Source organism: Streptomyces sp. NPDC003077 (assembly GCF_040611095.1).
Taxonomy (GTDB): domain Bacteria; phylum Actinomycetota; class Actinomycetes; order Streptomycetales; family Streptomycetaceae; genus Streptomyces.
This window is the reverse complement of record NZ_JBEXNM010000035.1, coordinates 42,570-66,077: the sequence shown is the minus strand read 5'-3', so window position 1 is coordinate 66,077 and position 23,508 is coordinate 42,570. Positions and strand designations below refer to the sequence as shown.

The 23,508-nt window shown below is 72.4% G+C and carries 20 protein-coding genes; 5 read left to right on the top strand and 15 right to left on the bottom strand.

The features are described from left to right. Positions 1–120 precede the first annotated feature (120 nt). A complete protein-coding gene (locus ABZX96_RS22705) occupies positions 121–645 on the top strand; it encodes a pyridoxamine 5'-phosphate oxidase family protein (protein ID WP_355547201.1) in 525 nt (174 codons plus the stop codon). Positions 646–779: 134 nt separating this feature from the next. Here the strand turns inward: ABZX96_RS22705 and ABZX96_RS22700 are convergent, their stop codons facing one another. The 10 genes from ABZX96_RS22700 to ABZX96_RS22655 all read right to left on the bottom strand — a co-directional run bounded on the left by ABZX96_RS22700 (position 780) and on the right by ABZX96_RS22655 (position 14,427). Further along, complete coding sequence (locus ABZX96_RS22700) at positions 780–1,649, bottom strand: alpha/beta hydrolase (RefSeq protein WP_355547246.1); 870 nt, start codon at positions 1,647–1,649, stop codon at positions 780–782. A gap of 288 nt (positions 1,650–1,937) precedes the next feature. Next, a complete protein-coding gene (locus ABZX96_RS22695; protein ID WP_355547199.1) occupies positions 1,938–2,447 on the bottom strand; it encodes an N-acetyltransferase in 510 nt (169 codons plus the stop codon). A gap of 431 nt (positions 2,448–2,878) precedes the next feature. Continuing rightward, the gene (locus ABZX96_RS22690) at positions 2,879–3,346 is read right to left on the bottom strand and encodes a hypothetical protein (protein WP_355547197.1); all 468 of its coding nucleotides are present in this window, start codon (positions 3,344–3,346) and stop codon (positions 2,879–2,881) included. A 257-nt stretch (positions 3,347–3,603) separates the two neighbouring features. Then, the gene (locus ABZX96_RS22685; RefSeq protein WP_355547195.1) at positions 3,604–4,350 is read right to left on the bottom strand and encodes a phosphotransferase; all 747 of its coding nucleotides are present in this window, start codon (positions 4,348–4,350) and stop codon (positions 3,604–3,606) included. Then, on the bottom strand, positions 4,347–5,540 hold the full coding sequence (locus ABZX96_RS22680) for an MFS transporter (protein WP_355547243.1): 1,194 nt from the start codon (positions 5,538–5,540) through the stop codon (positions 4,347–4,349). Before ABZX96_RS22680 ends, ABZX96_RS22685 begins: the two co-directional genes overlap by 4 nt. A gap of 636 nt (positions 5,541–6,176) precedes the next feature. Continuing rightward, the gene (locus ABZX96_RS22675) at positions 6,177–7,379 is read right to left on the bottom strand and encodes a globin domain-containing protein (RefSeq protein WP_355547193.1); all 1,203 of its coding nucleotides are present in this window, start codon (positions 7,377–7,379) and stop codon (positions 6,177–6,179) included. 92 nt (positions 7,380–7,471) lie between these two features. Next, positions 7,472–8,218 carry a respiratory nitrate reductase subunit gamma gene (gene narI, locus ABZX96_RS22670; RefSeq protein ID WP_355547190.1) on the bottom strand — a complete coding sequence of 249 codons (747 nt, stop codon included), beginning with the start codon at positions 8,216–8,218 and terminating at the stop codon, positions 7,472–7,474. Next, on the bottom strand, positions 8,215–9,153 hold the full coding sequence (narJ, locus tag ABZX96_RS22665; RefSeq protein ID WP_355547188.1) for a nitrate reductase molybdenum cofactor assembly chaperone: 939 nt from the start codon (positions 9,151–9,153) through the stop codon (positions 8,215–8,217). Before narJ ends, narI begins: the two co-directional genes overlap by 4 nt. After that, entirely contained in the window at positions 9,150–10,730 is a 1,581-nt protein-coding gene (narH, locus tag ABZX96_RS22660) for a nitrate reductase subunit beta (RefSeq protein WP_355547186.1), read from the bottom strand. The genes narJ and narH overlap by 4 nt, the downstream gene beginning before the upstream one ends. 1 nt (position 10,731) lies before the next feature. Beyond that, positions 10,732–14,427 (bottom strand): nitrate reductase subunit alpha, encoded by a 3,696-nt coding sequence (locus ABZX96_RS22655; protein ID WP_355547184.1) that lies wholly within the window; start codon positions 14,425–14,427, stop codon positions 10,732–10,734. Positions 14,428–14,615: 188 nt separating this feature from the next. Here ABZX96_RS22655 and ABZX96_RS22650 point away from each other — a divergent pair, with 188 nt between their 5' ends. The 4 genes from ABZX96_RS22650 to ABZX96_RS22635 all read left to right on the top strand — a co-directional run bounded on the left by ABZX96_RS22650 (position 14,616) and on the right by ABZX96_RS22635 (position 17,857). Beyond that, positions 14,616–14,741: a hypothetical protein gene (locus ABZX96_RS22650; protein WP_355547182.1), complete on the top strand. Its 126-nt coding sequence runs from the start codon at positions 14,616–14,618 to the stop codon at positions 14,739–14,741. Then, positions 14,738–15,274, top strand: a complete 537-nt coding sequence (locus ABZX96_RS22645) for a radical SAM protein (protein ID WP_355547180.1) — start codon at positions 14,738–14,740, stop codon at positions 15,272–15,274. Before ABZX96_RS22650 ends, ABZX96_RS22645 begins: the two co-directional genes overlap by 4 nt. 474 nt (positions 15,275–15,748) lie before the next feature. Beyond that, positions 15,749–16,189: a hypothetical protein gene (locus tag ABZX96_RS22640; RefSeq protein ID WP_355547178.1), complete on the top strand. Its 441-nt coding sequence runs from the start codon at positions 15,749–15,751 to the stop codon at positions 16,187–16,189. Between the two features lie 126 nt (positions 16,190–16,315). Next, entirely contained in the window at positions 16,316–17,857 is a 1,542-nt protein-coding gene (locus ABZX96_RS22635; RefSeq protein WP_355547176.1) for an alpha/beta hydrolase, read from the top strand. Positions 17,858–17,865: 8 nt separating this feature from the next. On the opposite strand, the gene ABZX96_RS22630 is transcribed toward ABZX96_RS22635, so the two are convergent. The 5 genes from ABZX96_RS22630 to ABZX96_RS22610 all read right to left on the bottom strand — a co-directional run bounded on the left by ABZX96_RS22630 (position 17,866) and on the right by ABZX96_RS22610 (position 23,329). After that, a complete protein-coding gene (locus tag ABZX96_RS22630; RefSeq protein ID WP_355547174.1) occupies positions 17,866–19,092 on the bottom strand; it encodes a PP2C family protein-serine/threonine phosphatase in 1,227 nt (408 codons plus the stop codon). Positions 19,093–19,276: 184 nt separating this feature from the next. Then, the gene (locus tag ABZX96_RS22625; protein ID WP_355547172.1) at positions 19,277–20,467 is read right to left on the bottom strand and encodes an oxygenase MpaB family protein; all 1,191 of its coding nucleotides are present in this window, start codon (positions 20,465–20,467) and stop codon (positions 19,277–19,279) included. A gap of 23 nt (positions 20,468–20,490) precedes the next feature. Next, positions 20,491–21,564, bottom strand: coding sequence for a polyprenyl synthetase family protein (locus ABZX96_RS22620; protein WP_355547170.1), 1,074 nt, complete (start codon positions 21,562–21,564; stop codon positions 20,491–20,493). Next, positions 21,557–21,889 carry a polyprenyl synthetase gene (locus tag ABZX96_RS22615; protein WP_355547168.1) on the bottom strand — a complete coding sequence of 111 codons (333 nt, stop codon included), beginning with the start codon at positions 21,887–21,889 and terminating at the stop codon, positions 21,557–21,559. Before ABZX96_RS22615 ends, ABZX96_RS22620 begins: the two co-directional genes overlap by 8 nt. Before the next feature lie 354 nt (positions 21,890–22,243). Continuing rightward, a complete protein-coding gene (locus ABZX96_RS22610) occupies positions 22,244–23,329 on the bottom strand; it encodes a branched-chain amino acid aminotransferase (RefSeq protein WP_355547166.1) in 1,086 nt (361 codons plus the stop codon). Between the last annotated feature and the right edge of the window lie 179 nt (positions 23,330–23,508).

Here is a 23,508-nt window from a genome sequence, read left to right as displayed (position 1 = left end):
GACGGGCCGAGGACCGACGGCAGATGGCCGGGGACGGACGACCGGAAACAAGCCGTCCGGAAACAGGCCGCCCGGATACCCGGTCACCCCGCCACCCGGTCCCTTTGGTGGAATGGCCCGATGGATGATCTTCACCGCCAAGAGCACCAGGGCCACCGCCCGCCGACGAATCTCAGCGCCGCCGTCCGGCAACGTCTGGCCACCGAGCGGAACGTCTGGCTGTGCACATTGCGGCCGGACGGCTCCCCGCACGTCACACCCGTCTGGTTCGTCTTCGTACGCGGCACCTGGTGGATCGGCACGGACGGCGGATCCGTGAAGGCCCGCAACGTCGGGAACGACCCGCGGGTCTCGCTGGCCCTGGAAGGGGGCGAGGCCCCGGTCGTGGCCGAGGGACGCGCCCGGGTGTGGCACGCGCCCACGGATGACGGAGCCTCGTCCTCGTCCGCCTCCGCCTCCAACTCCAGGACGGGCGCCGGCACCGGCACCGGCACCGACTCCCGGCGCCCCTTCCCGTCCGACGTGGTGGCCGCCTTCATGGCGAAGTACGACTGGGACGTGCGGGTTCCGCTCCGGCCGGCGTCGGGGCGGGTGCTCTTCGAGGTCCCGGTCGACCGGTGGCTGCTGGCCGGCACGGCCCAGTAAGGAGCGCGGAGGCACTCCTCATACCGGCGGGCACGGCACAGAAGGAGCGCGGACGCATTCCCGCGAGGTTGCCCGCTCCCCCGCCACCTCCGCTCACGCCCCCGCGAGGCTGCCCACGCCCCCGCCGGCTCCGCTCACGACCCGGCAGGCGAGTCCACGAGCGCGGCGAGTTCGCCCAGGAGCCGGGCCGCCGGCGCCGGGTCGACCAGCCACTTCAGGTGGCTGCTCGCAAGAGTACGGACGTCGTACGGGTTGTCCGGCGTCAACGCGTTGCCCTCACGGATCAGCCGGTCCTGAAGGGCCAGGGGCATGCTCGCGTCGTCGGCCAGGCGGACGTAGGTCTTCGGGACGCGGCCCCAGGTCGCGGCCTGCGCCCGGTCGGCGGACGTGCCGGCGTCCAGGTTTTCGTCGGGCTGGAAGGTGTTGAGGAAGGTCAGGAACTCCTCGTCGGTGCCGTCGGCGAGGAAGGCCGCCTTGAGCGCCGCGAGGACGTCCGGGTTCGCGGTGCGGAAGTTGGTGCGGAGCAGTCCGAGTTCGGCCGGGTCCCCGGCCACTGCCTGAGCGAACGCGGCGGCGTCGACCGTGGCCATCTCCGGCTCGGCGTAGTAGTCGTTGACGTCGAGATCGACCGGGCACCAGGACGCGACGTAGACGATGCGGTCGATCAGGTCCGGCCGCGCGTTGGCCGCGGCGGTGGCCGTGGCGCCGCCGCGACTGTGCGAGACGAGGATCACGGGGCCGTTCCGCTTGGCCCGTTCCAGGACGCCTATCAGGTGGGCGGCGTTGTCGGCGAGCGTCACGCCCTTGATGGAGCCGGGCGCGGTGGCGAGCCCTTCGAGGTCCTGCGGCGCTTGATAGGCGCGCGGGTAGGTCGCCCCGAATCCGTGACCGGGCAGGTCGACGGCAACCGAACGGTGCCCGAGGAGGCCGAGTTCGGCCTGAAGGGGTGCGAAGGAGAAGGAGTTCGCGAAAGCTCCGTGGACCAGTACGAACGTCGGTTGCATCTGTCTGCTCACTTTCTGGCCTCCGCGGCGTCGGTGGCGCGCGCGTCACCGGTCCCGGCGCCGCGAATCGTCCCGCGGCCTGCCAAGGAACGAGTCGGCGTCCTACGGCGCGCACCGTCCCCGCCACGGAGATGTCTTCGTGCCCGGCAAGCGCCGGCGGTCAAGCGCGGAGTCCCGATCGAGGGCAGCGTGCGAACAGGTGCCCGGTATCCGGTGGCTCACCTTACTCAGCCCGAGATCATCCGCACTACCCATATACGGGATACGGGCCCTTCCGTTCAGGAGGGCTCAGACGCCGAACGCGGCCGGGTACCGGATGGTGCCGGCGGGGACAGGGCGGCCGGGGTCCAAGGACATGGCCATCATGGCCTCGTCAGGCACCTCGAAGGGCGCCCGGATGCCGAAGCGGGAGGCCGGGGTGAAGCCGAACCGCGGGTAGTAGTCGGCGTGTCCGAGGACGAGGACGAGGTTCTCGTCCCTGGCCCGGGCGGCGTCCAGGGCGGCGCGGATGGCGGCGGAGCCGGCGCCGGTGCGCTGGGCCGAGGGCAGTACCGCGCACGGCGCCAGGGCGAGCGCGGGCTCGTCGTCGACGTGGCAGCGGGTGAGCAGGGCGTACCCGACCGCGGTGCCGTCCGGGGCCGCGCTGACCATGGACAGGCCGTCGATCCACGCTTGGGGGTCGGCGCGCAGGGCGTCGACGATGCGGGCTTCCTCGGCGGTGGGGAAGGCGGCGAGGGTGATGCCGCGGATGGCGGCGATGTCCTCGGGGCATTCGGGGCGGGTGGTCCAGGTGGGCATGCGATTCCGTTCTCAGGGGTGCGAGGGGCGTCCTCGTGGGGGCGGGGGCGGTGAAGCGAGAGGCGTCATCGTGGGGCAGTCGGAGACGGTGAAGCAAGAGGCGTCATCGTGGGGGGGCAGGAAAGCAGTGGGCCTGCGGCGTGCTGGCGTGCTGGCGTGCTGGCGTGCGAAGGCATGTTCGCACGTCTCGCCCCGACCGTGGTCCGTCGGGGAGCCCGGCCGGGACGGTGGAAGAAGGAAAGCGGCGGTAGTCGAAGAGAACGTTTTGCATAAGGAAACCCGATGCGCGGCGGGACGGGAACGGACCGGCGGCATCGGGCGTCTGCGGCTCGGCGGCTCCGGAGGGCGTTCGTGCTCGCCGTCCTCCGAAGCCGCCGAGCCCGTCCCGTCGGGAACGTCACCGAGGGACGGGCTCTACGCGTCGGCGCCGGTCAGGCGCCGGAGCCTGCGGGCGGGTCGATGATCTTCCAGACCTGCGAGAGGGAGGGCGGCGCGTCGTACATGCGGGTCGGCACGATGTACACGTTGTTCAGGGCGGAGTGCCCCAGCAGCCCCAGCGCGTAGTCCTCGTACGCCTTGGAGACGATCGCGTAGCTGTCCTCGTGGCCGGGGAAGTCCAGCACCTTGCGGAACTCCCACTTCTGCCGGATGCCCTTGTCGGGGGTCTCCAGAACGGGGAGGGCCCCGGCCCGGGCGGCCGACGCCGCCAGACACCGGCTGTTCTCGAAGCTCTTGATCAGGTGGGCGCCGTCCCCGACGGGCTCGATGTACCAAAGGTGCCCGAGCTGGCCCTTGTTGGTCAGCAGCGGGTCGAGGTTCCAGGTCTGGATGCCCTGGCCGAGGCCGTCGTGGTAGTTGTCCGTCTCCAGGTACGTGCCGGTGACTTCGTGGATCAGCATGTACGGACCGTTGATCCCTGATGCCGAGAGGTCGGGCATGGCTCTCGCTTTCTTCACTCAGACGGTGGGAAAGACCATGAATGGCGAGGTCGTGCGCGAGCGTTCGACGTTCTCGATGTCTCTGTGCCCGGACCCTAGTGGGGCGGGGCGGCCGAACTGAGGCCCATTTCCGCCAATTCGCCCAGGAACGCGGGGCTGGACGCGTTGGGGCCATGCCCCGCAGTCACGGCCCGAGTGGCGCGTGTTCGGGCTCGTCGTCAGTTCACCAGGGCGCGACGGCGCGCTTCCCGGACGAGGCGATCGGCGGTCTCCTCGGGCGTGAGGGACGCGGTGTCGAACCACCAGCCGACATCACCGAGCTCACGCTTCATGGCGGCGTCGAGGGCTTCGTAACCGTCGAAGTCGAACCGCTCCCGTGGATCACGGAGGGTGTTGCGGTACCGGCACGCCTCGATGCCCGGCGCGAGGACGACGAACAGCACCTGACGCGGCGTCAGGAGCGAAAGGAAGAAGTCCAGCTGCGCGCGATCGGGTACCACCCAGTCGATCACCGGCGTGAAACCGGCGTCGGAGAAGTTGTTCGCCAATGTGCACAGGTTGCGATTGCACAGCCGAACCTGCCGTGCCGCCTCGTCGGCCGGCTCGCCGAGGGCCCCGACGCGACCGCTGACGACCAGCCTGCTGACGAAGTCGCCGTCGAGCCGGGCCGAGCGCGGCAGGCGCTCCGCGACGAGCCGGGTCACCGTCGACTTCCCGGCCCCCGGCATCCCCGTCACGATCAGGCAGTCCGGCGCATCGGCAGCAAGCATGCCGGCAATCGTGCCAACGCGCCTGGTGGGGCGGCAATCGCTTTTCCCAGCGGGTTTGCGAGGGACCGGCAGGGTTTGCGGGGGCCCGGCAGGGTTTCCGACGGCCCGGTTGGGATGTCGGCCGCGCCGCGCCGCTCGCCGCGCGGTTCCGTACACCCCGGCACGGAACCGCGCGGCGATGTCGGCGACGCTCACGCCCTGGCCATCGTCCCGCCGCCGGTCACGCCGGAGCCACGGCCCGCCGCGGCCCGCCGCACCCGGGTGACGGTGAAGGCGAGCGCCACCGTGGCGACCAGGACCAGCAGGACGAGCCCCAGCGCGTACGTCCCGTAGGCGCCGTGGATGGCACCCATGGCCAGCGGCGGGACGAAGCCGCCCAGCCCGCCCGCGGCGCCCACGACGCCGGTGACCGAGCCCACCTTGTTCGCCGGGGCCAGGAGGGCCACCAGTGCGAAGGTGGCGCCGCTTCCGGCGCCGAGGGCGGCGGCCATGGCGAGGAAGGCGATGGTGCCGGCCGGCGCCAGGGGCGGGGTGGTCGCCTGGACGGCCGCGCCCGCGACCACGATCGCCAGCGTGCCCGCCATGACGCGGACCGCGCCGATCCGGTCCGACAGCCAGCCGCCGACCGGGCGCATGGCCACGGCCAAGAGAACGAATCCTGCCATGCGGTTGGCTGCATCGGCCTGCGTCAGCCCGTACCCGGTCTTCAGATAGGTCGGCAGGTAGACGGAGAACGCAACATAACCGCCAAACGCCACGGCATACAGGGCCGACGCCTGCCAGGTGATCGGCAGGCGCGCGGTGTCGGCCAGACGGCGGGCGAGCGATTCGGCAGGAATGGTGCGGCCGGGGGCGTCGCGCAGCAGGAGGGCCGCCAGGACGGCGTAGGCGGCCAGCGCTCCAGCGGTGATCAGGAAGGGGTTGGCCATGCCGTGCGCGTCGACCAGCTTGACCGTGGTGAGCGCGCTGATCGCGGTGCCGCCCATGCCCGCGCCGAAGACACCGATCGCCAGCCCCCGGCGCTCCGGCGGGAACCAGGCACTGACGAACGGCACGCCGACGGCGAACGCGGTGCCGCCGACGCCGAGGAAGAACCCGCCGATCAGAAGGGCGGTCAGGGACGAGTGCCCCGCCAGCCCCAGATACAGGACGGGGACGATGGTGACGGCCGACACCAGCGGGAACATCACCCGGCCGCCGAAGCGGTCGGTCAGCGCCCCCACCGGGATCCGGCCCAGGGAACCGACCACCACCGGCACCGCCACCAGCAGGGACTGTTCGAACGGGCTGAGCGCCAGGCTCTCCTTGAAGCGCGGGCCGAGCGGACTGAGCAGCGCCCACGCCCAGAAGTTGACGGCGAACCCCAAAGTGGCCAGCACCAGCATCAGCAAGGGCCGGCCGGGGGGCGGAGAGGGGACACGGTCCCCGGCTTCTACTGGTGCGTTCCCGGCGGTGTCCTCAAGCGTGCGCATCATGTGCCTCTCGGTCTTTCTCACGGGCCGCGTCGGGGCGACGTGCCGGACGCGCTGTACCCGAACCGCCTACGGCGGTTGCCGCACCCCACCCTTCCGAAGCCCATACCAGGAGGGATGGGGCCTTTCGGTCCTTGGATCCGGCCGACCGACCGCGCCCCTGCGCCGGTCGTCCCGGCCTCGCCTGCCGGTCGTCCCGTCCTCGGCCTTCCGGTCGTCCCCGCCGCACCGCGCCGGTCGTCCCTGTCCCCCGCAACGCCTGAACCAGCAGGGCCGAACCGCCCGCGCCCGGGCCGGAAGAGACCGGACCGGGCGCGGGCGGGGGGGCAGGACGGCGCGGCTGATCACCACACAGTGCCGCGATCAGCGGGTGCGACGGACAGAGCCGGGACACGCACCACGGGTCGGCAGTGCGGGCACGCGCACCGCGGGTCGGCGGAGCAGCCGGAGGGACGAGGACGCGGCAGCCGAATCATCCCCGGCACCAGCTCCGGTACCGGCTCCGACACCGACACCGGCACCAGCTCCGATACCGGCTCCGGCGCCCGGTCAGGCATCGGCGTCGGCCAACCACAGATCCGGCCCGAACACCTCGTACCGGATGTCGCGCGCGGCGACCCCGGCCCGCAGCAACTGCGCCCTGGCGTCCCGCATGAAGGGCAGCGAGCCGCACAGGTACACGCGCGCGTCGGCGGGCAGTTCCAGCCCGTCGAGGTTCATCAGCCCTTCCCGGGCGCCGGGGGCCTGCTCCGCGGACCGCTCGTACCAGAACGTGGCGCGAGCCTGGGGCAGCGCGTCGATCAGCCGCTCGGTGTCCGCCCGGAGCGCGTGGTCGGCGGGTGAGCGGTCGGCGTGCAGGACCGTGACCGGGCGGGTGGACGCGGTGACCGCGAGGTGCTCCAGCATGCCCACCATCGGAGTGCAGCCGATGCCCGCGGAGACGAGCACCAGTGGCGCGTCGGTCTCGTCCAGCACCACGTCGCCGAAGGGGGCCGAGACGGTGAGTTCGTCGCCCGCCCGCAGGGTGCGGTGCAGCAGGTTCGACACCTCGCCGTCGGGCGTGCCGTCGCCGTGGACGCGCTTGACGGTGATCCGGCGGGTCCGGTCGCCGGGGGCCGAGGACAGGCTGTACTGGCGCAGTTGGTGGACTCCGTCGGGCATCTTCACCCGCACGCTGACGTACTGCCCGGCGCGGGCGGGCGGCGCCGGCGCGTCGTCGGCCGGGCGCAGCAGGAACGAGACGGTGTCGGCGGTCTCCTCCCGCCGTTCCACCACGGTCCACTGCCGCCAGGGGTGCCCCGGACGCACCTGCGCCTCCAGGTAGAGGCGGGCTTCCTGGGCGATGAGGGCCCCGGCCATGAGCCAGTACACCTCGTCCCAGGCGGCTGCCACGTCGGGCGTGACCGCCTCGCCGAGCACCTCCGCGATGGCGGCGAACAGGTACTTGTGGACGATCGTGTACTGGTCGTCGGTGACGCCGACGGCCACGTGCTTGTGCGCGATGCGGGAGAGCAGCACGTCCGGGCGGGTGGCGGGATCGGCGAGCAGGGCGCCCGCGAAGGCGGCGATGGACCCAGCCAGGGCGCGGCGTTGAGCGCCGCTGGCCTGGTTGCCGCGGTTGAACATGCCGTCCAGCAGTTCGGGGTGCTCGTCGAACATCGTGGCGTAGAAACGGGTGGTGATCTCGTCGAGGGCTCCGCCGACCGCGGGCAGGGTGGCCCGGATCACCGAGGCCGATTCGGCAGACAGCATGACGCTCCTAAGTACGGGGGACGGGGAAATGGGGGGCGGAACGGGGACGGGGCGGCCTCACCCCGCGGGGACGGCTTCCTCTTCTCGCTCCGTCACGGCTTCACCGGACGGCTCTGGACGCGCCCGGTCGCGACCTCTCGGCGGCGATAGACCAGGTACGGCCGTCGCAGGTATCCGATGGGCGCGCTCCACACGTGGACGAGGCGGGTGAACGGCCAGGCCGCGAAGAGCAGGCAGGCGGTCAGGGCGTGCAACTGGAACAACAGGGGCGCGCCGGCGATGGCCTCGGGCCGCGGTTGCAGGGAGAACAGTCCGCGGAACCAGACGGAGACGGTGGACCGGTAGTCGTAGCCGCCGGCGATGTTGTGGACGACGGTGGCGGCGATGCCGAGCAGGACGGTGGCGGCCAGCAGCGGAAAGAGGAGTTTGTCGCTGTGGCTGGTGGTGGGTCGGATGCGCGGGGCGAGCAGGCGCCGGGCGCTGAGCATGGCCAGTCCCACGACCATCGCGGCCCCGGCAACCGAGCCCAGGGACACCGCCGCCAGGTGGTAGACGTGCTCACTGACGCCGACGGCCCGGGTCCAGGACGCGGGGATCGCCAGGCCCACGACGTGACCGCCGATCACGGCGAAGGCCCCCAGGTGGAACAGCGGTCCGCCCCAGCGCAGCCAGCGGTGTTCCAGCAACTGGCTGGTGCGGCTGGTCCAGCCGAACTGGTCCCGGCGGTAGCGCCAGACGTGCCCGACGGCGAACACGGCCAGGCAGATGTAGGGCACGGCGACCCAGAGCAGCAGGTCGGTTCCGTCTGCAGCGGTGAAGGGACCGGTGGACGGGTTCATCGCGGGCTCTCCGGTTCGTCGGGGGCGGGCGCTGACGGCGAGGGGGTGGACGGCGCGGGCGGCGAAAAGGCGGACGGCGCAGGCGCGGACGCGACGGGCGGCGAAAAGCCGGGCACCGACCGCAAAAGCGTCGGCGGCTCTGCCACCGGCGGCACGAAGGTTCCCGGCGGCACGAAGGTGCCCGGCGGCGAAAAAGCCTCGCCCCCATACGGGTCCAGCCCCACCTCCTCGGAAGGCGGCCCCTCCGCCGCCAGCCGCGTCATCGCCTCCCGCTCGGCCTCGCTCGCGGGCGGCAGCAGCGTCAGGAGCGCCGCCGTCAGGTGGCGGTAGGGAGAGCCCGCCTCCGTCAGGGCGTGGTGGATGAGCTCCAGTCCGCGCCGGTGCCGGCGCAGTGGGGCCTCCCCCTTGCCGGGCCCGGCCAGCGCGGCGAATTCGAGGACGACGGGGAGGTGGTCGGGGAGTTCCCCGATGTCGGCGTGCCAGCCCACGGCCTGGTAGGTGCGGGCGAGGGTGAGCAGGGCCATGCCGCGGCGGCGGGTGTCGCCGTGCAGGTAGTAGGTGAGGTAGAGGCTGCTCCTGCGCCGCAGGTCGAAGACCTCCACGTAGTGGCTTTGCAGGGCGTCGGCCGGTTCGCGGGTGAACCAGTCGGCGAACGCGGCCAGTTCTTCCGCCGCGCTGCCCGGCGGCAGCGCCTCGACGGCCGCGGCGACGGCGGGGCGGGCGCCGGTCAGTTCGTCGTCCGGGTACTGGAACAGCAGGGACAGCAGCCACAGCAGCCGCGTCCGCTCGGCGCGTTCCTCATCGGTGAGGCGGGCAGGCCTTCCGGGGGCGGGCCGTCCGGCGGCGGACCGTCCGGAGACAGGCCGTCCGGGGGCGGACCGTCCGGATGTGGGCCGTCCGGCGGCGGGCCGCAGATGGGTGCGCTGGGGGCTCACGGGGTCGCTCCGGTGGAGTCGTCGGCGGCACCCGCGGTGGCGCGGCGCCGGGTGGGCAGGCCGAGCAGCACCGTGCGGCCCGGTTCGGCCGGGGTGCCGCCACCGGCGGTCCCGACGGGGCAGCGGTCCTCCAGGGCGCCGAGCGCGCTGGCGTCCTCCTTGTGGGCGGCGGGCACCACGTAGCGGTCGGCGTACTTGGCGACGGCCAGCAGCCGGTGCAGGTCCTCGGCTTGGGCGGCGGTGAGCCCAACAGCCCGCAGAGCGGCCTCGTCGGTTTCCTCGCCCAGGAGCCGTCGGCGCATGTGGCTGCGCAGCGCGGTCAGTTTCATCAGCACCCCGGCCACCACGCCGGCGTCCCCGGCGGCGAACAGGTTGGCCAGGTAGTCCAGCGGGATCCGCAGCCGGGTGACGGCGGCGAAGACGTGGTCGGGGTCGTCGGCGTCGCCGCCCGCCGTTCCGACGGCGTCCAGCACGGGCGAGAGCGGCGGCACGTACCAGACCATGGGCAGCGTGCGGTACTCCGGGTGCAGCGGCAGGGCCACCTTGTATTCGCTGATCAGGGCGCGTACGGGAGAGCGGCGGGCGGCGTCGATCCAGTCCTCGGGGACGCCCGAGCGCCGGGCGGCGGCGCGGACTTCGGGGTCGGCGGGGTCGAGGAAGACGTTCCGCTGCGCGTCCAGCAGGTCCTTCTCGTCCGGTACGGCTGCGGCCTCGCCGACGCGGTCGGCGTCGTAGAGGACCACGCCGAGGTAGCGCAGCCGTCCGACGCAGGTCTCGGAGCAGACGGTGGGCTGCCCGGCCTCGATGCGCGGGAAGCAGAAGGTGCACTTCTCGGCCTTGCCGGTGGCGTGGTTGACGTAGACCTTCTTGTACGGGCAGGCGGTGACGCACATCCGCCAGCCCCGGCAGCGGTCCTGGTCCACCAGGACGATGCCGTCCTCGGCGCGCTTGTACATCGCGCCGGAGGGGCAGGCGGAGACGCAGGCGGGGTTGAGGCAGTGCTCGCACAGCCGGGGCAGGTGGAACATGAAGGTCTGCTCGAAGGCGAACTTCACCTTCTCCGCCAGCTCTCCCCCGAGGTTGGGGTCGCCGGCGGCGGTCTCCGCGGCGCCGCCGAGGCCGTCCTCCCAGTTGGCGCCCCAGGTGATCTCGGTGGGCCGTCCGGTGAGGACGGAGCGGGGGCGCGCCACGGGCACGTCCGGACCGGCCGGGGCGCTGGTGAGGTGGTCGTAGTCGAAGGTGACCGGCTCGTAGTAGTCCTCGATGGAGGGCAGGTCGGGGTTGGAGAACAGGGAGGTCAGGCGCCTCAGCCGGCCGCCGGAGCGCAGTACCAGGCGGCCGTGCCGGTCCAGCGTCCAGCCGCCCTTCCACTGGTCCTGGTCCTCGTAGCGGCGGGGGTAGCCGACGCCGGGTTTGGTCTCCACGTTGTTGAACCAGGCGTATTCGACGCCGGTGCGGTTGGTCCAGGTCTGCTTGCAGGTGACGGAGCAGGTGTGACAGCCGATGCACTTGTCGAGGTTCATCACCATCGCCACTTGGGCCATCACCCGGCCGATGGGCGTTGCGCCACGGGGCATGTCAGTACTCCACTTCCTGGCCGCGGCGGCGGATGACGGTGACCTCGTCGCGCTGGTTCCCGGTGGGGCCGTAGTAGTTGAAGGCGTAGGTGAACTGGGCGTAGCCGCCCAGCAGGTGCGTGGGCTTGAGCAGGATCCGGGTCAGGGAGTTGTGGACGCCGCCCCGCCTGCCGCCCACCTCGGCCTTCGGCACGTTCACCGTGCGGTCTTTCGCGTGGTACATGTACACGGTGCCCTCGGGCATCCGGTGGCTGACCACGGCGCGGGCGACGACGACGCCGTTGCGGTTGTAGGCCTCGATCCACTCGTTGTCCTTGACGCCGATCCGCTCGGCGTCGGCGGTGCTCATCCAGATGACCGGGCCGCCCCGGGACAGGGCCAGCATGTAGGCGTTGTCCTGGTAGGCGGAGTGGATGGACCACTTCGAGTGCGGGGTGAGGTAGCGGACCGTCACCTCGGCGCGGCCGTCCTCGCCCAGGTGCTCGTCGCCGTAGTGGCGGACGGTGTGCAGGGGCGGACGGAAGACGGGGAGCTGCTCCCCGAGTTCGGCCATCCAGTCGTGGTCGACGAAGAAGTGCTGGCGGCCGGTGAGGGTGTGCCAGGGCTTGCGGTGCTCGACGTTGATGACGAACGGGGAGTACCGGCGCCCGCCGGTCTCGCTGCCGGACCACTCGTAGGACGTGATCACCGGGCGGGGCTGGACGCGGGTGTCGGCGAAGGTGATCCGCTCGGCCTCGCGCTCGGCGGACAGGTGGGCCAGCTCCGTTCCGGTGCGCCGCTCCAGGGCCTGGAAACCCTCGGTGGCCAGGCGGCCGTTGGTGGTGCCGGACAGGGCGAGGATCGCCTCGCACATGTCGGAGGCCGTGGCCAGCGAGGGCCGCCCGCGCGCCGCGCCGCTCCGCACGGTGCCGTTGGTGTGCCGCAGTTGCTCCAGTTCGCGGTCGGGGTGGACGGTGACGCCCTTGGTGGTGGTGCCGAGCGTGTCGAGCAGGGGGCCGACGGCCCGCATCTTGTCGGCCACGGCCGGGTAGTCGCGCTCGACGGTGACGAGTCTGGGCATGGTGCGGCCGGGGACCGGCGCGCACTCGCCCGCCTTCCAGTCCAGGACGACGCCGCCGGGCTGGGCCAGTTCGTCGGGCGTGTCGTGCTGGAGCGGCACGGCCAGCACGTCGGTCCGGGTGCCGAGGTGGTCGCGGGCGAGTTCGCTGAAGCGGTCGGCGAGGGTCAGGAAGGTGTCGTAGTCGGTCCGGGCCTGCCAGGGCGGCGCGATGGCCGGGGTGAAGGCGTGGACGAAGGGGTGCATGTCCGTGCTGGACAGGTCGTCCTTCTCGTACCAGGTGGCGGCCGGCAGCACCACGTCCGCGAACAGGCCGGTGGAGGTCATGCGGAAGTCCATGGCGACCAGGAGGTCGAGCTTGCCCTCGGGGGCCTCCTCCCGCCAGACGACCTCCTCGGGCCGTCCCTCGGGCGGGGTCTCCTCGCCCCGGACCGCCGCGTCGGCGCCCAGCAGGTGGCGCAGGAAGTACTCGTTGCCCTTGCCGGACGAGCCCAGCAGGTTGGCGCGCCAGACGGTCAGGACGCGGGGGAAGTTGGCCGGGTCGTCGGGGTCCTCGGCCGCGAACCGCAGGTCGCCGGAGGTCAGGCCGTCCACGATGTGCTCGGCGACGTCCCGTCCTCGGGCGGCGGCCTCGTCCGCCAGGTCCAGGGGGTTGCGGTTGAAGCCGGGGTGGCCGGGGGTCCAGCCCATCCGGATCGCCTGGGCCAGGCAGTCGGCGGTGGAGCGGCCCTTGAACCGTCCCTCGCCCAGGGGGGAGGCCAGTTCCTCCGGGCCGATGGCGTCGTAGCGCCACTGGTCGGTGGCGAGGTACCAGAAGGAGGTGCCGGCCATGTGGCGGGTGGGCCGCTGCCAGTCGAACGCGAACGCCAGGTGCTGGAGGCCGGTGACGGGCCGGACCTTCTCCTGCCCGACGTAGTGGGCCCAGCCGCCGCCGTTGACGCCCTGGCAGCCCGTCATGGTGGTGAGGGCCAGGAAGGCCCGGTAGATGGTGTCGGAGTGGAACCAGTGGTTGGTGCCCGCCCCCATGGCGATCATGGAGCGGCCCCGGGTGCGCTCCGCGTTGCGCGCGAACTCCCGGGCGATGCGCGCCGCCTGTGCGGCCGGGACGGAGGTGATCGTCTCCTGCCAGGCGGGCGTGCAGGGCTGGGACGCGTCCTCGTACGATTCCGGCCACGTGCCGGGCAGTCCGGGGCGGCGCACCCCGTACTGGGCCAGCATCAGGTCGAAGACGGTGGTGACCCACCGCCCGCCGACGCGGCGGACCGGGACGCCGCGCACCATGACGGACCCGCCCTCGCCGGCGCCCTCGTCGAAGCGCGGCAGGGAGACGGTGACGGTTTTCTCGGCACCTTCCAGCAGGCTCAACTCGGGCTCGACATCCCCCAGTTCGAGGTTCCACCTGCCCTCGCCCTCCTCGCCCCAGCGGAAGCCGAGGGAGCCGTTGGGGACGACCGGTTCGCCGTCGGCGCGGTTCAGCAGGACGGTCTTGAAGCGGGCGTTCTCACTCGTGTCACCGAGGTCGGCGGCGGTCAGGAAGCGGTCCGGCACCGCGCCGTCGCCCCGCTCGCGCAGGGTGACCAGGAACGGGGCGTCGGTGAACCGGCGCAGGTAGTCCTCGAAGTAGGGCGTCGTGCGGTCCACCAGGAACTCGCGCAGGATGACGTGCCCCATGGCCATGGCCAGCGCGCCGTCCGTGCCGGGGTGCGGGGCCAGCCACTCGTCGGCGTGCTTGACGTTGTCGGCGTAGTCGGGGCTGACGGCGACGACCTTGGTGCCGTTGTAGCGGGTCTCGGTCAGGAAGTGGGCGTCCGGCGTCCGCGTGACGGGGATGTTGGAGCCCCACATGATCAGGTAGCCGGCGTTCCACCAGTCGGCGGCCTCCGGCACGTCCGTCTGGTCGCCGAAGACCTGCGGCGAGGCCACCGGCAGGTCCGCGTACCAGTCGTAGAAGGACAGCAGCGTGCCGCCGATCAGCGACAGGAACCGCGCGCCCGCCGCGAAGGACGCCATCGACATCGCCGGGATCGGCGAGAACCCGGCCACCCGGTCCGGGCCGTAGGTCTTGACGGTGTGCACGTGGGCGGCGGCGACCAGTTCGGCCACCTCGTCCCAGTCGGCGCGCACCAGCCCGCCCTTGCCCCGGGCCTTCTTGTAGGCGCGGGCCTTGGCCGGGTCGCCGGTGATCTCCGCCCACGCCGCTACCGGGTCGCCGAGCCTGCGGCGGGCCTCCCGCCACATCGTCAGCAGCTTCCCCCGCACGTACGGGTAGCGGACCCGGCTGGGCGAGTAGGTGTACCAGGAGAACGACGCGCCGCGCGGGCAGCCGCGGGGCTCGTACTCGGGGCAGTCCGCACCGATCGACGGGTAGTCGGTGGCCTGGTGCTCCCAGGTGATGATGCCGTCCTTGACGTAGACCATCCACGAGCACGAACCGGTGCAGTTGACCCCGTGGGTGGACCGCACGACCTTGTCGTGGGACCACCGGTCGCGGTAGAAGCCCTCCCACCGCTCGTCCCCCGTGCCGAACACCGCCCGTCCGTCCGCCGACACCTCGCGGCGGGTGAGCAGCCGCCTCCCGGGCAGCGGGCGGCCTTCTTCTCCACGGCCGCCCGGGGCGCCCGCGGCTTCGTCTTTCTCCATGGCTGAAAACGTAGGACGCCACGCGGTGCGGCACCCGGGTCCAAGCGTCCCGTGGTGGCCCGCCATCCGGCCCGCGTCCGAGCCACGAGGAGGGACCAACGGGCCTCCGGCCGAGGACCGGCCAGCCCAGGCGCCGCACCCCGCCGCCCCCGCATCCTGTCGGGGAACGAACCGGAGGTATGGCTCTCATGTACGACCACTCCCACCCGGTGGACGGCCTCCCCACCCCGTGCGCGCCACCGTCCCGGCGCCCGGCGGCCGACGGCGCGGTGCCCGCCCGGCACGCTGCCCGCCGCTTCCCCCTGGCGCGGTGAGCGGCAGCCGCCCGGGGCTCCCCCGCACCGCGGTGAGCGGCAGCCGCCCCGTGCGCCGGCAGCACCAGGACGTGACGGCCAAGCCCTTCCTCGTCATCTGGGAGTCCACCCGCGCCTGCCCGCTCGCCTGCCTCCACTGCCGGGCCGTCGCCGTCCCCGACCGCGACCCGCGCGAGCTGGACACCCGGGCCGCGAAGGACCTGATCGACCAGATCGCCGCCTTCGGCCACCCGGCGCCCCTCTTCGTGATCACCGGCGGGGACCCCTTCCAGCGCCCCGACCTGCTGGAACTGATCGCTTACGGCACCCGGACCGGCGTCCGCGTCGCCGTCTCGCCCTCCGGCGCCCCCACCCTGACCGCCGAGAACCTCCGCGCCGTGCACGGGGCGGGCGCCGTCGGGCTCCGCTCCCGCGCCCACGCCGTCACGGGCGACCCGTACGCCGAGGAGCCGTGGTGCGGCTACCGGCCCGGGTCCTTTCCCCATCAGCGGGAGCTGGCGGAGCTGCTGGGGCGGGCGGGGGGCGGGGGCTGAGGTATCGCGGCGGACGAGTTCCCGTTGTCGTGGTCCGGGGCGGGTGGGGCGCGGTGTGGGACCGTCTGCCCCACGCGGTGCGGGCCGGGGGCGGGCGCGACGCGGTGCGGGGCCGGGGCGAACAAACCCGGCACCGCGCCGCCCACCGGCACCGCGCCACCCACCGGACGGAAGGCCGGGCCCGCCGACGTCCGGCCGACCCCGGCATGGGACCATCCGGGCCGGGCGAAGCACCGGCGACGCGACCACCCGGCCCGCCGCCGCGCGCCCCGACGTCCCCGACGCCGTCCCTCCGGCTCTCGCCACCAGGCGACAACCGATCCGATCCCCACCACCAGAGCGACAACCACCCCCACCACCAGAGCAAGAACCACCCCCCACCCCCAGGGCGACAACCACGTCCCAAGGAGCACCAGTGGTCCCACTCCTCCCACCCACCGCACCCGATGCCCACCGCACGAGGAAGGCCACCCGATGAACACCATCGACGGCTGGACCCTCATACGGTTCACGCACATCATCGGCGCGGCTCTCTGGGTCGGCGGGCAACTGGCCCTGTCCCTGGTCGTCCTCCCCCTGGCGCGGCGCGTGCTCGCCGCCGACGCCCGCACCGCCTTCGTCGAGCGCGCCGGCCGCCGTTTCGGGCTGCTCACGGCGGCGGTCTTCCTGCCCCTCCAGCTCGCCACCGGCGTGGGCCTGGCCTGGCACCACGGTGTGACCTGGGCCTCCCTCCTGGAACCCGGCTACGGCCGCACCCTCGCCGTCAAGCTCCTCCTGTTCTGCGCGGTGATGGCCGCAGCCGCGCTGCACGGCGTGGCGCACGCCCGGGGCCGGGCCGTACTCGCCCGCTCCCTCGCGATGGCCTCGCTCGTCGGCTCCCTCGGGGTGGTCCTGCTGGCCTCGGCACTGGGCTGAGGCCGGTACGGTCACCCGCCACCGCGCCTCGGGGGATGCCCCTTCCTCGGCCCTGGTGCTGTCCCCCGTCCGCATCGGGGCCTCACCCCATGGAGCCAAGATCACGATCTTCATAGCGTGGCGGGTATGAGACGCACCGCGGCCCTCGCCGCCCTCACCCTGCCCCTGACCACGGCCGTTCTGGCACCGGGCACGGCAGCCCACGCATCGCCGGCCCCCGCACAGTCGGCCAACGCCTCGGCACCCGCCGCCGACGGCCTGGACCGGTTCCGTCACCAGCGGCTGACGTGGACGGCCTGCGAAGGCCAGGCCCCGGCCCTCAAGAACGCCGAGTGCACGACCGTCAAGGTCCCGCTGGACTACAGCAGGCCCCGGGGCCGCACCCTGGACATCGCCATCTCCCGCATCAAGGCCACCGACCCGGCGAAACGGCGCGGCATCCTCCAGACCAACCCCGGTGGCCCCGGAGGTCGCGGCCTGGGCATGCCCGCCGAACTCCGGGCGGCGATGGCGCCCGAGGTCGCGGCGGCGTACGACATCATCGGCATGGACACCCGCGGCGTCGGCGCGAGCGCCCCGCTGGACTGCGGGCTGACGCGGATGAGCTGGATGCGGTCGGCGGGCTCGGACCGGGCCGGCTTCGACAAGAGCTGGCGGCTGGCGAAGAACGACGCCGACGCCTGCTGGAAGAAGTACCCCGACGTCCTCCCGCACCTGACGACCCGCAACATCGCCCGGGACGTCGACGTGGTGCGCGGCGCGCTCGGAGAGCGGAAGACCTCCTGGTTCGGGCAGTCGTACGGGACCTTCCTGGGCGCCACCTACGCGCAGATGTTCCCCGAGCGCGTCGACCGGCTGGTCCTGGACAGCGCGGTCGACCCCGGCGGGTACGGCATACGCATGCTGCGGGACATGGGCCCGGCCAACGAGCGGGCGCTCGACGACCTCGCCGCCTGGGCCGCCCCGCGCGACCGCGAGTACGGCCTGGGCACCACCCCCGCGGCCGTCCGGGCCACCGTCGAAGGGCTGATCCGCCGCGCGGAGGCCGAGCCGATCCCGATCGCGGGCTTCCGGCTGGACGGCCATCTGCTGCCGCTCGTGCTCTACGCCTTCGGAACGGACGAGGCGGACAACGCGGAGTACGCCCGCGCGCTGCGGCAGCTCCTGGACGCGGCGGACGGCAGGCCGGTGGAGGCGTCGGAGCACCTGCGCGGGCTGCTGACCGTCGTGTTCCGGCCGCAGACCACCGGCGCGGACGCGGACCTGGCCGGCACGCTCGGCATCCTCTGCGGGGACGTCACGATGCCCCGCGACCCGGCCTGGTACCGGAAGGCCATCGAGCGGGCCCGGCCCACCCAGCCGGTCTTCGGCCCGGTGCACAGCGGCCCGGTCCCCTGCGCCTTCTGGAAGGAGAAGCCCCGCGAACCGCTCACGCGGATCTCCAACGCTCTCCCCGCCCTCCAGCTCCAGGCCACCGGCGACACCCGCACCACCTACGAGCAGGGCCTGGGCATGCACCGCGCGCTGCGCGGCTCCCGCCTGGTGACCGTCCCCGTCCGCACCCACGGCGTGTATCTCTCCCCGCACAGCACCTGCGCGAAGCGGGCGGTCGACGCCTACCTCCTGGACGGCACCCTGCCGCGGAAGGACACGGCCTGCCCGCGCTGAGCGGCGCGTCAGATGACCGTCTCGGGGACCGGCTCCGGGCCGTCCGGGTGCCATTCGACGGCGACGATCGTGGCGTCGTCGCGGAGCCGGGACTCCACGTCCCCCAGGATGTTCTTCATCAGCCGGCGCAGCGCCTCGTAGACCGGTTCGCGGGCCGCCGTGGCCCGGAGGATGAAGTCGACGAAGTTGTCGAGGCCGAACTGGTCGCCGTTCCCGGTGCGGGCCTCGACGACGCCGTCCGTGTAGAGCAGGACCCGGTCGCCGGGTTCCAGCTGGCAGCGGTGGACGGTCCGGGGCACCAGCGGATTCGCCGCGCCCAGGCCGAGCGGCAGTTCGGGCTCGCGGTCCAGGGAGCCGTCCAGGAGCCGCTTGCCGCGCAGCAGCAGGGGCGCGGGGTGCCCGCAGTTCACCCAGGAGAGCAGCCCGCCGATGGTGTCGAGGTGGCAGAAGACGGCGGTGCAGAAGCGGCCCGGGAACGTCTCCGCGAGGTGGGTGTCCACCGTGTCGACGAGGTCGGCGAGCCCGTGGCCGGAACGGCGCGCGTTGCGGCAGCCGGCCAGCGCCACCGAGGCGACCAGCCCTGAGGCGAGGTCGTGCCCCATCGCGTCGAGGATGCTCGCGTGCAGGGTTCCCTGGATCATCGAGTGGTCGAAGGCGTCGCCCCCCACGTCGTACGCGGGTTCGAGCACAGCCGTGACGGTGGCGCGGTCGGTGCGCATGCTGCGCGGGGGCAGGAAGGCCCACAGCATCTCCGCCGACAGTTCCATCGGCCGCCGCCGCTGGAGGCTCGTGATGGTGTCGCTGTGCATGTACTTCGACAGCACGATCATGGTGACGAGCGAGGTCATCGAGCGGGCGAAGGCCAGCGCGGGGGCGCTGAGCGCCTCGGTGTGCAGTTCGATGACGCCGATCCGCTCGATGCCGTCGAGCAGCGGCAGCCACAGCACGAGCCCGCCGGTGTCCGCCTCGGCGGTGCGCAGGGAGGTGGTGCGGTAGCAGAGCCCGGCCTGGCTGTTCTCGATCGGACGGGTGATCGCGGCCCCGCCCGCGCCGCGCGGCAGGGAGACCAGTTCGCTCTGCTCCAGGTCGGCCACGTAGATGGTGACGTCCCGGAAGCCGATCTCCGCGGCGAGCCGCTTGACGAGGTCCGGGATGTCGGTCGGTGCGACGTTGTGTGAGTTCTCCAGCAGATCGTGCAGTACGCGGTACCCGGTCGTGGTCATCAGCTCACCCATGCCGCATGCATTACCCCGACCGCGCCCCGGCCCCCGGGCCACGGTCGGATAGCCCTCCGGCAGGTGATCCGCTACGCCGGACGGAGGAACCCCGGCGGCCGGGTGGCGGGCCGCCGGGGTTCCTCCGTCCGGGAGGCGCCCGTTCCCCTCGACGGGTGAGGCGCCCGGTGCCGGGCTCCGGCGCTCAGTCCGCGCCCACCGCCGTCGGGGCGGGCGGCACCCAGCGCTGGTTGCGCGCCTGCTGCGACCGCACCCCATAGTCGGACTTGAGCTCCTCAGGGATGGCGTACTGCATCACCCGGCCGCGGGTGAGCGAGGCGAGCTCGAAGGTGGTCATCAGGTCGCCCGCCTTGTCCAGCGCCCACTCCCCCAGCGGGCTGCTGTCCTCGATGGTCTCCAGCACGCCGAGGATCAGGGGCACGGCCTTGGCCGCCGTGTCCCACGGGCTGCGGGGGATCTGCAGCCAGTCGGCGATGGTGTCGCCCACGAGGAAACGGATCGTGGCGGGCACGATCGGGTCGAAGATCGTGCCGGGGACGACGTCTTCGTACATCCGCACCAGTTGGTTGTTCAGCCGTACGCCCTCCTCCGACGGCCCCAGGTTGCGCAGGAGGTAGAGGTCGGCGTACGCGCGGGCCTCGGTGAGGTTCTTCGGCGCGGCCTCCATGTCGCAGCCCAGGATGCAGCCGACGACGCGCCAGGCGTAGTAGTACGCCTCCGCGCCCTCGTCGCTCATGTGGATGCCGAGGCGGTGCATCGCGTCCAGGACGAGGATCGAGAAGCAGATCTGCCCGCCGATCATGTCCTCCTGGCACAGCGGCGTGCCGTCGCGCTCGACGTCCCAGCGCCCGGACCGGGTCAGGTGGTGGCGCACCGCGGCGTGCAGCAGGCGGACCTTCTGGGCGGCCGGGATGAACTTGCTGCCCTCCTCGAAGGCATTCGTCTGCATCAGGTACGTGACGAACTGGCCGGTGTTCGCCATCCGGCGCGACGGATAGTCCATGGAGTGCGTCGACGCCAGCAGCTTGGACACGCGCGGGATGGCGTACGTGGCCGGCATGGCGGCGAAGGAGAGCCCGGTGTTGATGTGCGCGGCGTTGTCCATGAAGAACAGCCGGGCCCGCTCCATGATGTCCCAGTCCACCCATGCCGGGGGCATTCCGGTGGCTTTCAGGAAGTCCGTCGCCGCCGGGGGCATTCCCTGCGGCAGCGCGTGTCCGGCGGTGGTGAAGAAGCGCATGAGGGTGTTGAAGTCCCTCACCTCTCCGCGTTCGAACATGGTGGCCACGGTCTTGTCGGCGAGCGGGTCGCCTTGGGTGCGCAGTGCGTCGAGTGTCGCTTCGGTGTACCGCGTGGTGGTGGTCTCGTCGGTCACGGGTTCCTCGTCTTTCGTCGCTCTCACAGGGTCCGGTCGGCTGCCGAGGTCGCCAGTGCGCCGAGCGCCGCGCGCGCGTCCGCCGGCAGTGCCACGGAGTCCAGCGCCGCGCGGGCCCGCGCGATCCGCTCCTCGATCATGTCCTCGACGCGCCGGCGCGCGCCGCTGTGCTCCATCAGCTCCCGCACGAGCGCCGCGCCGGACTCGTCCAGGCGCGGCCCGGCCAGGGTCTTCGTCAGCAGCCGCCCGTCCTCCGGGGTGAGGAGGGAGACGGTCAGGGCGAGGAGCGCGGTGGGTTTCCTGTCCCGCAGGTCGTCCAGGTTGGATTTGCCGGTGCGCGCCGGGTCGCCGAAGGTGCCCAGCAGGTCGTCGCGGAGCTGGAAGGCCTCCCCCAGCGGCAGCCCGTAGGCGGTGAAGGCGGCGAGTACGTCGCGGGAGGCGCCGCCGAGCGTGGCGCCCAGGTGCAGGGGCCGCTCCACGGTGTACTTGGCCGTCTTGTACCGGGCGACCTCCAGGGATTCGGCGACACCGGGCACGGCGTTCCCCGTGCGCAGGACTTCCAGGAACTCCCCCGCGATGGTCTCGCGCAGCAGCGCGGACCACAGGGGCACCGTCCGCGCCACATACGCACCGGGCAGGCCGCAGGTGGCGAAGACCTTCCCCGCGTACCCCATCAGCAGATCGCCCAGCATCATGGCGAGCCCGGCGCACCGGTCCTGACGGATCCCGCCGGGCTGCTCGACGGCGGTGCCCCCCATGCGGACACCGCCGTCGGCGAAGGCGACATGGGCGGTCGGCAGGCCGTGCCGCAACCGGCTGTCGTCGATGATGTCGTCGTGCGTGCACGCCGCCGCGTGCACCAGCTCCATGGCCGCCGCGGCCTTGATCACCCCGTCGCAGTCCGGCTGCCCGGAGGCCCGCCAGCCCCAGTACAGGAAGGCGGCGCGCAGCCGCTTCCCGCTCGTCAGCGACCTGCGCAACTGCACGCACAGCGGGACGAGTTCGCCGGACAGGCGCAGCAGCTCGGCTTCCTCCTCGTCGGCCAGCCGGCGCAGGTAGGTGTCGACGCGTTGCTTGAATCCCGTCGCGTCATGCATGGGCCGGCCCGGAGTCGTCGGCCGGCCCGGCCCGCTTCACCGCGCGGCGGGCCATCACCTCCAGGTAGTTCTCGGTGCTCGGCGTGACGCGCCGGGAGGCGAGCTCCCCTCGGGCGCGCAGCTCGCTCATGCCGTCCGCGAGCAGGTCACGCAGGTCGGAACGGCGCAGCAGCAGCTGGCCCCGGTCCGCGGCGTGACGCAGTCGTTCGAATACGAGATCGGCGATCCCCACGGCGAGGAGGGCGGCGTCCTCCCATCCGACCGTATGGCGCTGACCGGGCGGTCCGGTGACGGTGGGGTCGAATCCTTCGTCCTGCGCAGGCATGTTCACTACTCCCATGCTCCCGTGCCGATACGTACGATCGTCTGATCGTTCGGGAGCAACCAGTGAATCGATCCGCGCGGGCGAGGACTCCTGTTCCGTCGACCCATCCCTCGCCAGTGGCCCGTATTTCATACGAAGGAGTGATGATGCCCGCTGATCCACAGACAGCGACGACCTGATGCACTATGAGGGCAGCCCAGTTGGGTCGGCCGGGACATCAACTCGTCGCTTGCGATGGCATGTTGGCGCGGGCATGGACGGGGCAGTGCTTCATCGGGCGGGGCGCCGGAGGCGATGCGGGGCGCCAATCCCCCGGCGCCCCGCATCGAAAGAACGGCCCCCCGCCGCCCGGCGTCAGAGCACGCGGCGCAGCCAGCCGTGCCGGTCCTCCGTGCGGCCGTACTGGATGTCCAGTACGTGGTCGCGCAGGGCCAGGGTGTGCTTGCCGGGTGCGCCGCCCGCGATGGTGAAGGCGTAGCCGTCGCCCTTGAAGCCGACGATGGGGGTGACCACCGCGGCGGTGCCCGCGGCGAACACCTCGGTGATGGTGCCGTCGGCGGCTCCGGAGCGCAGCTCGTCCAGGGTGATCCGCCGTTCCACCGGGGTCAGGCCGCATTCCGGGGCCAGCGCGAGGACGGTGTCGCGGGTGACGCCCTCCAGGATGGTGCCGAGTTCGGGCGTCACGAGCTCGCCGTCCGAGGTGATCAGGCACAAGTTCATCGTGCCGGACTCCTCCAGCGTGCCCCGGCCCGCGCTGTCCAGGTACATCACCTGGTCGCAGCCGTGCTCCTGGGCCTCAAGGTGCGCGGCCAGGCTCGCCGCGTAGTTGCCCCCGCACTTGGCGGCGCCGGTGCCGCCCTCGGACGCGCGGGTGTACCGGTCGCTCACCCACAGGGTGACGCCCGTGACGCCGGAGGCGAAGTACGGGCCGGCCGGGCTGGCGATCACCGAGTAGACGACCCGGTGGGCGGGCCGTACGCCGAGGAAGGCCTCGGAGGCGAACATGAACGGGCGTATGTAGAGCGACTTCTCACCGTCGGACGCCGGGACCCACGCCTCGTCGGCCCGGATCAGGTCCTCCACGCTGGCGAGGAAGTCCTCCTCCGGCAGCTCGGGCAGGGCGAGCCGCTTCGCGGAACGGGCGAAGCGGGCGGCGTTTGCCTCTGGTCGGAACAGCCAGACGCTGCCGTCGGCGTGGCGGTAGGCCTTCAGTCCCTCGAAGATCTCCTGCGCGTAGTGCAGGACGGCGGCGCTCGGGTGGAGGGTGAAGGGTTCCATCGGGCCGACCTTCCGGTCGTGCCAGCCGTCCTCCGGGGTCCAGGTGGCCGACGCCATGTGGTCGGTGAAGTGCCGGCCGAAACCCGGGTCGGAAAGTACCGCCGTGCGCTCGGCTTCCGGCAGGGGGCGCGTCGTTCGGGACAGGGGAAAACCAACGCTCATCGCCAATTCCTCGCGTCATCACGGCGTCATCACGGAAAGACGGCCCGACGGGTGGTCAGGCCGGATCGTCATGTTAGCGGTCGTTAGCGGGACGCGACGCGGGATGTCGTCCGGAAAAGCCCTGCTGACCTGGGCTTTCGTCGGCCGTGAAGGGAATTGGCGAGGGGGTCCTCATTGAC